General features: G+C 72.9%; 8 protein-coding genes and 1 pseudogene. 5 read left to right on the forward strand and 4 right to left on the reverse strand.

Features of this window, described 5'->3' with window-relative positions; translation table 11 throughout:
* Positions 1–4 precede the first annotated feature (4 nt).
* The gene (locus tag ABZ573_RS05145) at positions 5–445 is read right to left on the reverse strand and encodes a VOC family protein (RefSeq protein WP_327030573.1); all 441 of its coding nucleotides are present in this window, start codon (positions 443–445) and stop codon (positions 5–7) included.
* Between the two features lie 132 nt (positions 446–577).
* The gene (locus ABZ573_RS05150; protein ID WP_327031153.1) at positions 578–967 is read right to left on the reverse strand and encodes a MarR family transcriptional regulator; all 390 of its coding nucleotides are present in this window, start codon (positions 965–967) and stop codon (positions 578–580) included.
* A gap of 133 nt (positions 968–1,100) precedes the next feature.
* Between ABZ573_RS05150 and ABZ573_RS05155 the strand changes: the two genes are divergently transcribed.
* The 5 genes from ABZ573_RS05155 to ABZ573_RS05175 all read left to right on the forward strand — a co-directional run bounded on the left by ABZ573_RS05155 (position 1,101) and on the right by ABZ573_RS05175 (position 10,317).
* Complete coding sequence (locus ABZ573_RS05155; protein ID WP_327030575.1) at positions 1,101–2,333, forward strand: multidrug effflux MFS transporter; 1,233 nt, start codon at positions 1,101–1,103, stop codon at positions 2,331–2,333.
* A 97-nt stretch (positions 2,334–2,430) separates the two neighbouring features.
* A complete protein-coding gene (locus ABZ573_RS05160) occupies positions 2,431–3,636 on the forward strand; it encodes an aminoglycoside phosphotransferase family protein (protein WP_358115689.1) in 1,206 nt (401 codons plus the stop codon).
* 416 nt (positions 3,637–4,052) lie between these two features.
* Complete coding sequence (locus ABZ573_RS05165; protein WP_358115691.1) at positions 4,053–9,596, forward strand: AAA domain-containing protein; 5,544 nt, start codon at positions 4,053–4,055, stop codon at positions 9,594–9,596.
* 71 nt (positions 9,597–9,667) lie between these two features.
* Entirely contained in the window at positions 9,668–10,021 is a 354-nt protein-coding gene (locus ABZ573_RS05170; protein WP_358115694.1) for a type II toxin-antitoxin system RelE/ParE family toxin, read from the forward strand.
* A complete protein-coding gene (locus tag ABZ573_RS05175) occupies positions 10,018–10,317 on the forward strand; it encodes a helix-turn-helix transcriptional regulator (RefSeq protein ID WP_358115697.1) in 300 nt (99 codons plus the stop codon). Before ABZ573_RS05170 ends, ABZ573_RS05175 begins: the two co-directional genes overlap by 4 nt.
* Positions 10,318–10,326: 9 nt before the next feature.
* On the opposite strand, the pseudogene ABZ573_RS05180 reads toward ABZ573_RS05175, so the two are convergent.
* Both ABZ573_RS05180 and ABZ573_RS05185 read right to left on the reverse strand, forming a co-directional pair.
* Positions 10,327–10,539, reverse strand: a pseudogene (locus ABZ573_RS05180) (restriction endonuclease); the annotation flags it as partial.
* Entirely contained in the window at positions 10,536–13,610 is a 3,075-nt protein-coding gene (locus ABZ573_RS05185) for a DUF3427 domain-containing protein (protein WP_358115700.1), read from the reverse strand. The pseudogene ABZ573_RS05180 and the gene ABZ573_RS05185, both read right to left, overlap by 4 nt.
* Positions 13,611–14,124 lie beyond the last annotated feature (514 nt).

Consider the following 14,124-nt stretch of genomic DNA (forward strand, 5'->3'; position numbering starts at 1 on the left):
CCACTCAGTCCGGTGGCGTGAGGTCGGGGACGGTGAGTGAGCCGTCCGGGCCGAGGGGGAAGCCCGGGTTCCAGGCGATCTCCCAGACGTGCCCGTCGGGGTCGGTGAAGCAGCCGGCGTAGCCGCCGTAGAAGGTCTCGCGTGCCGGCACGGTCACCTCCGCCCCGGCGTCGGCCGCCGCCGTCAGCAGCTCGTCGACCTCGCCCCGGGAGCGGACGTTCTGCGCCAACGTCGTCCCGCCGAACCCGCCCGCGCCCCGGTCGGGCACGCCCGCGTCGGCTGCCAGCTTCTCCCGGCTCCACAGCACCAGGGCCAGGCCGCCCGCCTGGAAGAAGACGGTCTCCTCGACCTCCTGGCCGCGCCAGCCGAGCCGCTCGTAGAAGGCGCGTGCCCGGGCCACGTCGGCGACGCCGAGCGTCACGAGGCTGATCCGCTGCTCCATCATCCGACGACCCTCCACGTACGACCCGACACCGTCCACCGCCACCGTAGCGTCGAACCGGCGGCCGTTCCGGCTCCGGCCGCCGGCCTGCGCGATCCGGGCGACGACGCCCCGCTCGACCCGCTGACCGGTGGCTCAGCCCCGCCCCGTCATCCGGTCGGCGAGGCGGCGCAGCGCCGGGGCGGCGGCGAGCAGCGTCTCGCGGTCCGGGGCGTCCAGCTCGGCCAGCGCGGCGGCGAGCAGGTCGCGCCGGTGCCGCCCGTACGCGGCCATCCGCTCCCGCGCCGCGTCGGTCAGCTCCAGCCGGATCGTGCGCCGGTCGGCCGGGTCCCGCTCGCGGTGCAGCAGCCCGGCGGTGGTCAGCTCGCCGACGAGGGTGCTGACCGTGTTCGGCGCGGTGCCCAGCCGTTCGGCGGCCTCGCGGACGCCGATTCCCGGGCGCCGCTGCACCAGTCGCAGCACCTCCACCTGGGCGTCCGGCAGGGCGGTGCGGCCGACCCGCTGGGTGGCCGTCCGGCGCAGCATCCGGTGCAGGTCACCGAGCGCTCCGCCGAGCAGGTCGACCGTCTCTTCCGTCACAGTCAGGCCCTCCGACGCCGAAATAGCTCTGTAGTCAGAGCTATCGTATCCGGGCCGAGCCACCAGTGAGGGGACCGCCATGCCGCACGCCACCGCGCCGCCCGTCCGACCGGACGAGCGCGTCGCCGCGCCCACCGGGCGGGCCGCCGTCGTGCTGCTGGTGCTGCTCGGCACGCTCACCGCGTTCGGGCCACTCTCCCTGGACACCTACCTGCCGGCGTTCCCGGAGATGACCCGCGACCTGTCCGCCAGCCAGGCGCAGATCCAGCTCTCGCTGACCACCTGCCTCGTCGGCATGGCCCTCGGCCAGCTCGTCACCGGCCCGCTCAGCGACCGCTTCGGGCGGCGCCGGCCCGTGCTGGTGGGCGTCGCCGCGTACACCCTGCTGTCGTTGGTGTGCGCGGCCGTGCCGTCGGCCGAGACCCTGGCCGCCGCGCGGCTCGCGCAGGGCTTCGCCGGCGGCATGGGCGTCGTCGTCGCCCGCGCCGTCGTGCGTGACCTCTACGCCGGCCGCGAGGCCGCGAAATACTTCTCCCGGCTCACCCTGGTCTTCGGCGTCGCCCCGATGGCCGCGCCCGCCTTCGGCAGCCTGGTGCTGCGCTTCGGGGACTGGCGTACCGTCTTCGTCGCCCTCGCCGTGATCGGCGCGCTGCTCGCCGCCGCCGTCGCGTGGCGGCTGCCGGAGACGCTGCCCGCCGCGCGGCGCAGCACCGGCGGCCTCGCCGCCACGGCCGCCGCCGGCCGCTCGCTCTTCACCGACCGGATCTTCCTCGGGTACGCGCTGGCGCAGGGCCTCGCCTTCGCCGCGCTCTTCGCCTACATCTCCGGATCGTCCTTCGTCTTCCAGGACGTCTTCGGCGTCTCGGCCGGCGCGTTCAGCCTCATCTTCGGCGTCAACGCGCTCGCCCTGGTCGCCGCCGGCCAGCTCAACGCCCGCCTGCTGGACCGCTTCGCGCCCCGCACCCTGCTGCTCCGCCCGCTGGGCGTGGGGCTGCTGGCCGCCGCCGTCCTGCTCGCCGGCGCGCTGCTCGGCAGCCTGCCGCTGGTGGCGGTGGCGCTCTTCGTCTTCATGGGATCCCTCGGCATGGTGATGCCGAACGGCACCGCGCTCGCCCTGGACCGGCACCCCGCCCACGCCGGCACGGCCGCCGCCCTGCTCGGCACCATCCAGTCGCTGGTGGGGGCGATGGCCGCCCCGCTGGTCGGGCTGGGCGGCGAGGGCAGCGCCGTGCCGATGGCCGTGGTGCTCGCCGGGGCGGCGGTCGCCTCCCTCGCCGTCGTCGGCACCCTCGCCCGCACCCGCCGCCCCTGACGGCTCCGTCGCCGGCATGGTGAGGACCCGGCGGCGCTGGCGACCTCGCCCGGTTAACCCCTCGCCCGGGTCCGGCGGTCGGCGGTAGCGTGCCGGCGTGTCCCGCCTCGTGACCCTCGTCCTGGTCGATGCCGCCGGCGCTCCGCTGGGCGCCCTGCCGCCGTTCGACGTCCCGTCGCCCTGGTGGCAGGAGGTCGGCCCCGTCGTGGCCGAGGCCCGCCGGCGGTACGGCGTCGAGGTGGCCGTGCTCCGCCTGCTGACCGGCGACGCGCCGCAGCCGATGGGCGGCACGGTCACGTACCTCGCACAGGTCGACGGGCCGCCGGCCACGCCGCTCGTACCGGCGAAGCTCGACCTGTCGGCGGACCCGCTGCGCGCCCCCTACGCCGAGCCCGGCGGCCCGGCGCGCAGCCTCGCGTGGGCGATGGCCGGGCTGCGGCGGCTCGGCCGCCCGACGGAGACCGTCGTCCAGCAGCGCACCTGGAACCTGTCGGCGGTCTGGCGGCTCGACGGGCCGGGCGGTACGGCCTGGCTGAAGCAGGTGCCGGTGTTCTTCCGGCACGAGGCCGCGGTACTGCGCTGGCTCGGCCGGGCCGCGCCGGGGAAGACGTCGACGCTGCTCGCCGACGACGGCGACGGCCGGATGCTGATCGAGCACGTGCCCGGCGAGGACCGCTACGGCGCCCCCGTCGAGGAGCGGCTGGCGATGGCGGCCGACTTCCATCCGGTCCAGCTGCGGTCGGTCCCGGACGCGGCGGAGCTGGTCGCGGCGGGCGTGCCGGACCTGCGCGCCGACGCCCTGCCGGGCTGGATCCGCGACCGGCTGGCTGGCTGGGACACCTCTCCGGTGCAGTCCCTGTTGGCGGGGCTGGAGGCGCAGCTCGACGAGGTACGCGGATGCGGGCTGCCGGACACCCTCGTGCACGGCGACCTGCACCCCGGCAACGTACGCGCCTGCGATGGGCGGCACGTCGTCATCGACTGGGGCGACGCGTTCGTGGGACACCCGGCGTTCGACGCGCTGCGGCTGGTGGAGGGGCTCGCCGACGACGTCGCCGCCCCGGTGCTCGCCGAGTGGTGCGCGCGGTGGCGGGCCGAGGTGCCGGGGTGCGAGCCGGAGCGGGCCGTGGAGCTGCTGCGGCCGGTCGCGGCGCTGCGGCTGGCGGCGGTGTACGCGATGTTCCTCGACGGCATCGAAGCGAGCGAGCGGGTCTACCACGCCACGGACGTCGACACCTACTTCGCGCAGGCGCTGGCACAACTCGGGCCGGCAACCCCCAGCGACGGGTACGCCGTCAGGTAGCACCGCGCTGGCTTCGCGTCGACTGTCGCGTGTCTGACACCGCCGCTCCGCCCGGGTGCCTCAGCTCGCTCGGGACGGACGCCGCGCCGAGTGTCGACGCTGGAGCCGCTGTTTCCGCTCAGCAGGGCAAACGTCGGATTACCGGCAAGTAGTTGCGTGTGCGCAATATCGACTTCGTAGGTAATTGACGGCGGGAACAGATGAGCCGAGGCCGGCCGATCGGTGGAACCTCGGGGGTCCCGCTGGTAGGACTCTTGTGGGTAGGGTCCGGGGACCGCCAGTGGGGAGGTGGGAGCCGTGCGACAGCGCGGACGGGACCGATTGCTCGCGCGACGAGCCCGCCGGCCGACCTCCTGACGACAGGTCGATCCGACCTTGTCCTGGCCGGTCCACCCACCCAGAACCAAAGGTGCCGCATGCTTTCCCGCTCCACGTCCTCGACGGAATCGCCCGCACTCATCCGGGACCGGGCCACCTCGCTGGTCGAGTACCTGATGGCCGTGCGGGCGCAGCTGGAGAAGCCGGCCCGGACGGTTCCCACCGCCGACGCCTTCTGGCAGCACGACTTCCCCACGCACGCCGCCTGCGAGGTGGGCGTCTCGACCGACGGCGCCAGCTGGCTGCGGGTCGGCCTGCCCGCCGCCACGAGACCGATCAGGACGCCCGCGGAGTTCGCGCCGTACCTGGCCGGTGCGCCGTCGTACGCCGTGGAACCCCGGCTCGTCGGCGACGACGAGACGATCGAGAGGCTCCAGGAGCGGTTCGCGCAGTGGCGTGAGCGGGAGTGGCGCCCCTGGGCCGACCAGACCCGGCGTACGGAGGCGACGCGGCAACTGCACCGCAGCCTGTTCGACCTGAAGCACCGCGTCGACATGGACGCCGCCACCCACGAACTCGTGTGGGGCCACGGCGTCATCCGCACCGACGTCGCCGGGCACCGGGTGCAGTACCCGCTGGTGGTGACTCCGGTCGCCATCGAGTTCGACGCCGACCGGTCGATGGTCACGGTGGCGCCGCAGGGCGCGCCCCGGCTTCAGACCGACCCGCTCACCGGCCTCGACGAGCGCTACCTCAGTCAACTGCTCGCGTTGGCCGGCTCCGGCGGTCAGCTCGACCTCGACGTCTGGCACGACCTCGACCGCGTCGAGTTCTTCGAGCGGGCGCTGCGCCGGCTCGGGCACGACCCCGTCGTACGGGACAGCGGCGCGGCGGCCCCGGCCGGCCCGCACGTGCACGACACGGGCGTGCTCTTCGTCCGGCCCCGGCAGCGGATGCTGCGCCGCTTCCTGGAGGAGCTGCGCGCCCGGCTGCTCGCCGGCGACACCGCGAGCATCGGCTCGCTGGCCGCCATCCTGGCGCACGAGCCGAGCCGGCTGGAGATGCCGCAGGACCAGCCGGCGCGGTGGGCGCCGCTGGGGGAGCGGCTGCTCATGCCGCTGCCGACCAACGAGGCGCAGGAGTCCATCGCGCGCCGGCTCGCGCAGCACCGCAACGTCGCCGTGCAGGGCCCGCCCGGCACCGGCAAGACCCACACCATCCGCAACCTGATCTGCCACCTCATGGCGCACGGCAAGCGGGTGCTCGTCGTGGCGCAGAAGGAGGACCCGCTGCGGGTCCTGCGCGACGGCCTGCCGAAGGAGATCCAGTCGCTGTGCCTGGCGGTGCTGGGCCGCTCCACCGACCAGCTCGTGCAGCTCCAACTGGCCGCCCGCGAACTCTCCGACCGTGGGGCGACCCTCGACAAGCGGGGCGAACAGCAGCGCGTCGACCGGCTGCGCCGCCAACTGGAGGAGGCCGAGCGGGACCTCGGCCAGGCCCTCGGCGGCCTGCGCACCATGGCCGAGAACGAGTCCGCGCACTACGAGATCGACGGCATCCGGCTGTCGCCGAGCGACGTCGGCAACTGGCTGCGCGAGCGGGCCGACCGCTACGGGGACATCCCCGACGCCCTCGCGCCGGACGTGGCCGCGCCGCTGGGCGTGGAGGAGTTCACCGAGCTGCTCGACATCGCCCGGCGTACCGTCCGACAGGACCGCACCCAGGCGCTGCGGCACCTGCCCACGGCCGCCGAACTGCCCGCGGAGGCCGCCGTCCTCGCCGGGCGGCGCGAACTCGCCGCCGCCCGCGAGGAACTCGACCGGCTCGCCGCCGCCGGGGTCGTCCTGCCGGAGGTACGCGCGTTCGGCCGGCCGGCGCTCGACGACCTCGTCGGGCAACTGCGTCAGGCGCTGACCCTGCTCGCCGGCCGCGAGGGGGCGTGGACCGACCGGCTGGCCACCCTGCTCCAGGCCGACCCGAACTGGCAGACCATGTGGCAGGACCACGTCGCGGCCTGTCAGCGCGCGCTCACCGACCTGACCGCGGCGACCCGGACCCTCGCCGGCCACCAGGTGAGCGTGCCCGAGGCGCAGCTCGCCGAGCCCCGCCGCCTCCTGGCCCAGCTCGGTGAGCTGCGGCAGCGGTTCGCGACCGGCAAGGGCGTCAACCGGCTCTTCCAGAGCACCCTCGCCCGGCTCGCCACCGAATGCCGCATCGACAGCGAGCCCCTGCGCACCACCGAGGACGTCGACATCGTCGTCGCGTACGTCACCCGGCTGCGGCTGCGTCAGGAGCTGAACACCCGGTGGACCGAGTGGCGGCAACTGCTCAACCTCCCCGCCGACCTCGGCGACCAGCCCGACCTGTGGGTGGGTCGGCTGCTCACCGACGCCGCCACCGCGCTCGACTGGGACCGCCGCCGCTGGCCCACCCTGCACGCCACCGTCCGCCGCCTCGTCCCCCGGGCCGAGCAGGCGGTCGACGTACGCCGGCTGACCGCCCTCGCCGACCTGGTCACCCGGTGCGCGACCGTGTTCGACCACGACCGGCTCGTCGCCGACGAGCGGGCCCTCGGCACGGTGCTCCAGGAGGGCATGTCGAGCACGGACGCCAGCGAGCTGTGGCGGCTGCTCGACCAGAGCCGCCAGCGCGCCGACCTCGAAGGGTGGGACGGCATCCTCGACGAGGTACGCCGGCTCGCCGCCCTGCGCCCCGACGCGCAACGCTTCGCGCAGCTCACCGAGCGGCTGCGGCCGGTCGCGCCCGGCTGGACCGCCCAGATCGAGGACGGCACCGCCGTCGCGATCGGCGGCACCGGGGCCGACTGCCCGCACCGCTGGCAGTGGCGCCGCGCACAGACCTGGTTCGACACCGTCGTCGGCAGCGTCGACCCCGTCGCGCTGGGCCGCCGGATCGAGCAGACGCGGGAACGGATCCGCCGGCTGACCCAGGAACTCGTCGTCGCCTCGTCCTGGCTGGAGGTGTCCAAGGCGCTCGACGACCGGCGCCGGGCCGCGCTCGCCGACTGGACCACCGCACTGCGCAAGATCGGCAAGGGTACGGGCAAGAACGCCGCCCAGTGGCAGGCGCACGCCCAGCGGGCCATGAACTCCGCCGTCGACGCCGTGCCCGTCTGGGTCATGTCCGTCGACCGGGCCATCGAGCAGTTCGCCGGCGGCGCCCACTTCGACGTCGTGATCGTCGACGAGGCGTCGCAGGCGGACATGTTCTCCCTGCCGATCCTCAGCCTCGCCGAACGGGCCGTCGTCGTCGGCGACGACCAGCAGATCGGCCCGCAGCTGTCGTTCGTCGGCACGGTCACCGGCCTGATCAACTCGCACCTGGTCGACGTGCCCTCCGCCGAGCACTTCGACCCGGAGAGCAGCCTCTACGACCACGCCGTACGCCGCTCACCCGAGCGGATCCTGCTCACCGAGCACTTCCGCTCCGTACCGGCGATCATCGGCTTCTCCAGCCAGACGTACTACGGCGGCGAGATCGAGCCCCTGCGCACCGACCGGCCCGCCGGCATCGGCGACCCCGTCATCGCCGTGCACGTCCCCGAGGGCATCCGCCAGGACCTGCCCACCTACGGCAACGTCAACGTCGCCGAGGCCGAGGCGCTCGTCGACCGGGTCGCCGCGATCGTCGCCGACCCCGCGTACGAGGGACGCACCATCGGGGTGGTGAGCCTGCTCAGCACCAGCGGTCAGGCCATCTACCTGCTCACCCGCCTGCGCGAGGTGGTGGGCGAGGAGGAGATGGAACGACGTCGGCTGCGCGTCGGCGACCCGTACACCTTCCAGGGCGACGAACGCGACATCGTGCTCGTCTCCACGGTCGTCTCCCCGCACAACGGCATGGTCTCCGCCTTCACCAAGCGCGACCACCACCGGCGGGTCAACGTCGCCGCCTCCCGCGCCCGCGACCAGCTCTGGGTCTTCCACTCCGTGCAGCCCGCCGACCTGCGCGAGGACGACGCCCGGGGCCTGCTGCTCACCTACTGCCAGAACGTCACCGCCGCCGAGGAGGCCTACGACGACCTGGAGAAGCGCTGCGACAGCGACTTCGAACGCGTGGTGCTGCGCCGCGTCCTGACCCGGGGATACCGGCCACTGCCGCAGTACCGCATCGGCGGGTACCGCATCGACTTCGTCCTCCCCGCACCCGACGGGCGGCGGCTCGCCATCGAGTGCGACGGCGACGCCTACCACGGGCCGGACCAGTGGGAGAGCGACATGCGCCGGCAGGCGGTGCTGGAGCGGGTCGGCAACTGCGTCTTCGTACGCATCCGGGGGAGCGTCTTCAGCCGGGACCCGGAGGCGGCGCTGGAGCCGCTGTGGGAGCGCATCGCCGAGCTGGGCATCGAGGTGTCGTCCCCGACGACGGTGCCGGTCATCGACGCCGAGATAGTCGAGGCTGCGCCGGTCAGCACGGAGGAAACCCGCGCGACGCCTACCTTCGCGCCGGCCCCGGTGCCCGCCGTGCCGGTCGACGACGTTCTGCCGCCGGTGGAGGCGACCGGCAACGATGGTTCCGTCAGCGCCGAACCGCCGTCGGTGGTGACCGAGCCCGTCGAGGTCGAGCCCGTTCCTCCGGCGCCGGCTGCCCGCGCCGGCTCCGAGGGCAGCGGCGACAAGGAGCCGCGCGGGGTGGCGGTACCCCCGGTGCGGCCCACGCCCGGCGCGCCCCCGCCACCGGCCGACGAGCCGGCGGGGACCCCGGACGCCGGCATGGCGCCCGTGCCCGCCGGCTACCGGAACGTGGCCTGGCTGCGGCCGTACGAGGCGGTGGCCGCCCTGGACAGCTACCAGCACTGCCGCGACGTGCCGGTGCGGCACGAGGGCAAGGTGCTGGGGTGGGCCCGCTACTACGACAGTGCCTCCGCCGAGGCGCGCAAGTACCGGGCCAACGTCCGCGTCGAGCGGGCACACCCGAACGGCGCGCGGCTGGTCTGCTGGGTGCGCCCGCACGAGGCGAAGGCAGTGATCACCGCGGCGTCGATGAAGCGCGACATGCCGGTGGAGGACAGTCGCGGCCGGCACGCGGGCCTGGTCCAGTACTTCCCGGCCGCCAGCCCCGCCGCCGTACGCTTCCGCAGCGTCACCCGGCTCCTGCGGCTGTCGGGCGGCGAGAGCCGCGACGCTCGCCCGGCCGCGCCGCCGGTCCGGCCCGCGCCCGAGCCGCGCGGCCCAGGCGAGCCACGGCCCGCACCGGCGGGCGAGGGGACGCCCGCCCGCCGGGAGTTGGAGGAGACGCTGCACCAGGCGATGGTGCGGGCGTACGACCAGGAGGCCGAGCCGGCGGACGAGCCGGTCGAGGCCTCGGCCGACCGGCGGGCGCTCGAAGCCGCGTTCCACGAGGCGATGGTGCGTACGTACGAGCGGGCGCGGGACGAGGCGAACTACCACGCCAGCCTGCTGCTGCGGATGGTGACGGAGAAGGGTGGCCTCGCCACGGCCCGGCAGCTCCTGCACCACCCGCTGGTCTCCGACGGGTTCACGGCGCTCTGGGAGCGGGGGCGGGTCGACCTGACCGCCGAGGCGGTCGTGATCCGGCCACGCTTCCGTCCGCTCTTCACCGACGAGGAGTTGGCCATCGCCAGCAATCGCGTGGTGGACGCCTCGGCACACGCGTCCTGACAAGCAGTTCGTAAACGACATGCGGGGCGCAATGCCCAGGGGAGTTATCACGAGGTCATAGCATCGATGCTATGGCCTGGGGTAGCGTGGAGCTGGAACCAGAGATTCGAGACTGGCTGGAGGGGCTGCCAAGCGCAGACTTCGCGCGAGCGGCGTTTTATATCGACCTACTTGGGAGTAGGGGAGTTCTCCTCGGCGAGCCGCACTCCCGGCAGCTCGACGGCAAGCTGCGGGAGCTGCGCTTCTACCTGGAGCGCGATGCGGTCCGGGTGACGTACTGGATAGCCTCCGATCGGCGGATCATCCTGCTGACCGTGTTTCGCAAGACGCGTATGCGGGAGGACCGGGAGGTGGAACGAGCCCGCCGGGCGTTCGAGCGATGCGTGGCGGAGCGGCACACGGTGAACAAGGGGGCGGAGCGATGAGTGATCGCGTCGACTGGAACGACCTGCGTGACCGCCGGATGGCGGAGCCCGGAGCCGTCGAGGCGTACGAGGCGACGCGTATCGCCTTCGAGCTCGGTCAGGAGGTGCGGCTCCTGAGGGAACACAAGGGATGGAGCCAGAGCCAGTTGGCGAGGTCTGCCGGTATGACGCAGTCCGCCGTTGCCCGGTTCGAGGCGGGCGGCACAGTGCCAACCCTGCCGGTCCTGGAGCGTCTCGCACGGGCGCTCAACATGAAACTGGACGTCAGGTTCGCTCCGAACGCCGACGCCGCCTGAGCGCTCGAGCGCTCGCCCCGCTTTCGATGCCGGGCCGAACTCGGCGATCAGGTCGTTGAGTCGCTCCCGTGCCTGCGGCCACGGCAGCTCGCTGGAGCCGCCTCGGGCGAGCTGCCCGAGGGCCAGCAACACCAGCAGCGGCTTGTGCGGTGCGCGTCGGCCACGCTGCTGATGCAGCCGCAGGGAGGTCAGCCGGTCCAACACCTCCTGGCGGGTGCTCATGCGGCGATGGTTCGGGCGGTGGCGTACACGTCGGCGGGGAGGGCGTGTGCCAGCCGCCAGATGATCCGCATGGGTCGGTCGCCGATGTGCTCGCGGTAGGTCATCGGGCCGGCGTAGAGGTAGGCCGGCGCGCCCAGGTCCCGGTCCGCGACCCGGGTCTCGCGGACGAACAGGTGCACCGTCGAGCCGCGTGAGGCGTGGTGGATGTAGCGCTGGCCGGTCGCCGAGGCCGACGACGTGGTGCTCTGCGACTCCCACTGGAACAGGCTGTCGGTGATGGCCCGGTCGGCGTACATGGTCGTGGGGGAGTAGTGCGCCTCCGACTTGACCAGGGTGACGAAGAAGAGGTCGGCCTGGGCGTCGGGCAGCCACTTCACGCCCTCCCGCAGCGAGCCCGGGTTCGGCATGCCGAAGGCCGCGCACGCCTCATTGCGGCTGTAGCGGGCGTGCACCCGCAGCGGCACCTCCGCCGACAGCGGCTGCGGCGTGACCCGGTGGATCCGGTCGCGCAGCACCTCGGCCACCTGCCGCAGCTCGGCGCAGCGGGCCGGTTCCGCCCAGAGCCGCGCCAGCCGCTCGTCCCGCGAGGCCAGCGCCGCGTTCGGCCCCCACAGGTCGAAGTGCAGCATGTCCCAGAGCCGCCCGGCACCCGGCCGCTGGCCTGCCGCGACCCGGGCCAGCAGGTCAAGGCGATCCGGGTCGTCGAGGTGCAGCATCCGCCCGATGGCCCGGCCCAACTCCCGGTCGTCCGGCCCCGGCGTCGACGACTCCAGCCCGGCGAGCCGGCGCAGCCCCGTCCACCCGCCGATGGTCGCCGACCGGTACACGTCCTCGATCTCCACGCCGGTCTCCCGCAGGAACTCGGCGAGGCTGACATCCCCGAGGTGTCGCAGCTCCGCCAGCAGGCCATTCTTCGACGTCGGCATAACGGTGCGCAGGTTGTCGAGCACGACCTTGCGGGCGACCGGGTCCAACTGGATGTGGCAGCCGCTGGGCAGCGACGGGAAGTCCTGCTCGACGGCGTCCCTGATCTCCCTGCGGCTGACCCCGGTCAGGGCGCGCCAGCGCAGGTCGAAGCGGAAGTTGGCGTGCTGGCCGCCGATGAAGTCGAGCACCGTCAGGCAGGGCTTGTCGTCGTCGAGGCGCAGTCCCCGGCCGAGCTGCTGAAGGAAGATCGTGGCGCTCTCCGTGGGCCGCAGCATCAGGATCGTGTCGACCATCGGCAGGTCGACGCCCTCGTTGAACAGGTCCACGGTGAAGAGCACCCGCAGCTTGCCGGCCTTGAACTCCCGCAGCAGATCGTGCTGCACGGGCCGGTCCACCTGAGAGGTCACCGCCGCCGACGGCACGCCGTGCCGGGTGAACCACTCCGCCATGAACCGGGCGTGGGCGATGCTCACGCAGAACCCCAGCGCCCGCATGCGGTCGACGTCGACCGTGTCGCGCACCGCCTTCAGCACCAGCCGTGCCCGCGCGTCGTTGCCGGTGTAGAGGCCGTCGAGCTCGCCGAGGTCGTACCCCTGGCCGCGCTTCCAGCGCAGGCGCGACAGGTCCACGTCGTCGTGTAGCCCGAAATACTGGAACGGCGCGAGCAACTGCCGCTCCAGCGCCTCCCACAGGTGCAGCTCCACCGCCACGCGGCCGTCGAACCACCGCCGCACATCCCGACCGTCGGCCCGGTCGGGGGTCGCCGTCAGCCCCAGCAGTACGCGCGGCCGAAGCCGCTCCAACAGCCGGGCGTACGTCGGTGCCTCCGCGTGGTGGAACTCGTCGACGATCACCATGTCGTACGCCTCGGGGTCAATCTCCCGCCGGTGCAGCGACTGGATGGAGGCGAAGACGTGCCGCCACCTGGTCGGGGTCTTGCCCCCGACCAGCGTCTCGCCGAAGCTGCCGTCGAGCATGACCTGGCGGAACGTCGCCAGGCTCTGGGTGAGGATCTGCTCCTGGTGGGCGACGAAGAGCAACGAGTCGACCTGGTTGTTGCGGTGCAGGCGCCGGAAGTCCAGCGCCGCGACGACCGTCTTGCCGGTGCCGGTCGCCATCACCACCAGGTTCCGGTGCCGGCCGTGCACCTGCCGCTCCGCGTCCAGGTCGGCGAGGATCTCCGCCTGGTACGGGTACGGCCGCACATCCAGGTTGGCGATCTGCGTCGGCTGGTCCTCGCGCCGCTCCCCGCTGAGGGCGTTCCGCAGCTGCTCGGCGTCCCGGGTGGCGTCGTAGTCCTCGAAAGCCGGGTCGTTCCAGTAATCCTCGAAGGTGGCGGTGAACGTGTCGATGACGTGCGGCTGCTCGACGTTGGAGACGCGCACGTTCCACTCCACGCCGTCGATGAGCGCGGTCTTCGACAGGTTCGACGATCCGACGTACGCGGTGGTCATGCCGTTGCGCCGGCGGAACAGCCACGCCTTGGCGTGCAGCCGGGTGGTCCTGGTCTCGTAGGACACCTTGATTTCGGCGCCCAACTCGGCGAGCCGATCGAGGGCCCGCTGATCGGTCGCGCCCAGGTAGGTCGTGGTGATGACGCGCAGCTTGCCGCCCCGGGCGATCAGCTCGCGGATGGCGGGCTCGACGATGCGCAGCCCGTACCACTTGATGAACGCGCAGAGCAGGTCGACCTGCTCCGCCGACGCCATCTCGTGGGTGACCTCGTGGCCGATGCGGGGCTGGTGGCGGCCGTTGACCAGCAGCGCGCCGGTGGAGAGCGGGGTGGTGGGGCGTTGGGGGAAGGCTGGTTGCGCGGACGGGGTGGGTGGGGCGGCGATGGCGTGCAGGAGGTGCCTGGCGTCGGTGACCTGGTCTTGTGGCGTCGACGCCTGAGGGCTTTCGTCGGCGATGGCGTCGGCGATGCGGTTGGCGAGTGCGATCTGGCGGTGGAGCTTGTCGTCGCCGCTGGGGACGGCTTGCAGGGCGCGATGGGCCAGGGTGGCGATGTGACGGGCGAGGGCGTCGGGGGCGTCGGCGGGGTCGAGCTTGTGGTGCTGGATGAGAGCGGGGTTGACGTGCTGGAGGCGATCGGCCAGCTCAGCGGTGATCAGGTGCTCGTACATGCCCCGTTCAAGATCCGTCACTTTCGTAACCTAGCGTGGCGTGGTGCTGCAGGACTGTTCGCAGCGGGGGCAACTCAGGCTGTCGGCTTGGCGACAGTTGGCCCTTCGGGCTGTTGCAGGGCCTGTCCGCCTGCGGGCGGGTCTAGCGCCTGCCTATCACCGCCGAAACCGTAGTTGAGCTGGCGATACAACGGATCACGGTGGCTGTTGCTTGACGGCAATATCAACTTGGAAGGTTATTGACATCGCAAGCAGGTCACGTAAGGCCGGCTGATCGGGTGACTTACTTAGGGTCCCGCTGAGGGGACTCCCGCCGGTAATGTCCCTGGCGCACCTTGTGGGGAGGTGAGGTCGATGCTTGCTGGGTTGGATGCGCCACCCGCCGTCGAAGCAGCGCGGGCGATGGCTGGCGTGCTGGCACCCGTGCGCTGTGGCAGCGTGACGGACTTGCCTTGGTGCGCCACCAGGACGACCCTGGCACCGCATGCCGCCGTATGGCGGAGTTGTGCTCGGTGGTTCAACAACCCGTCGGCAC

Source organism: Micromonospora sp. NPDC007220, from assembly GCF_040634035.1.
Classification (GTDB): Bacteria; Actinomycetota; Actinomycetes; order Mycobacteriales; family Micromonosporaceae; genus Micromonospora; species Micromonospora reichwaldensis.

Excerpts from the sequence above, each read along its gene's own strand:
- ABZ573_RS05145 (WP_327030573.1), bottom strand. The coding sequence starts at position 445 with ATGATGGAGCAGCGGATCAGCCTCGTGACGCTCGGCGTCGCCGACGTG.
- ABZ573_RS05150 (WP_327031153.1), bottom strand. The coding sequence starts at position 967 with ATGCTGCGCCGGACGGCCACCCAGCGGGTCGGCCGCACCGCCCTGCCG.
- ABZ573_RS05155 (WP_327030575.1), top strand. The coding sequence starts at position 1,101 with ATGCCGCACGCCACCGCGCCGCCCGTCCGACCGGACGAGCGCGTCGCC.
- ABZ573_RS05165 (WP_358115691.1), top strand. The coding sequence starts at position 4,053 with ATGCTTTCCCGCTCCACGTCCTCGACGGAATCGCCCGCACTCATCCGG.
- ABZ573_RS05170 (WP_358115694.1), top strand. The coding sequence starts at position 9,668 with ATGGCCTGGGGTAGCGTGGAGCTGGAACCAGAGATTCGAGACTGGCTG.
- ABZ573_RS05175 (WP_358115697.1), top strand. The coding sequence starts at position 10,018 with ATGAGTGATCGCGTCGACTGGAACGACCTGCGTGACCGCCGGATGGCG.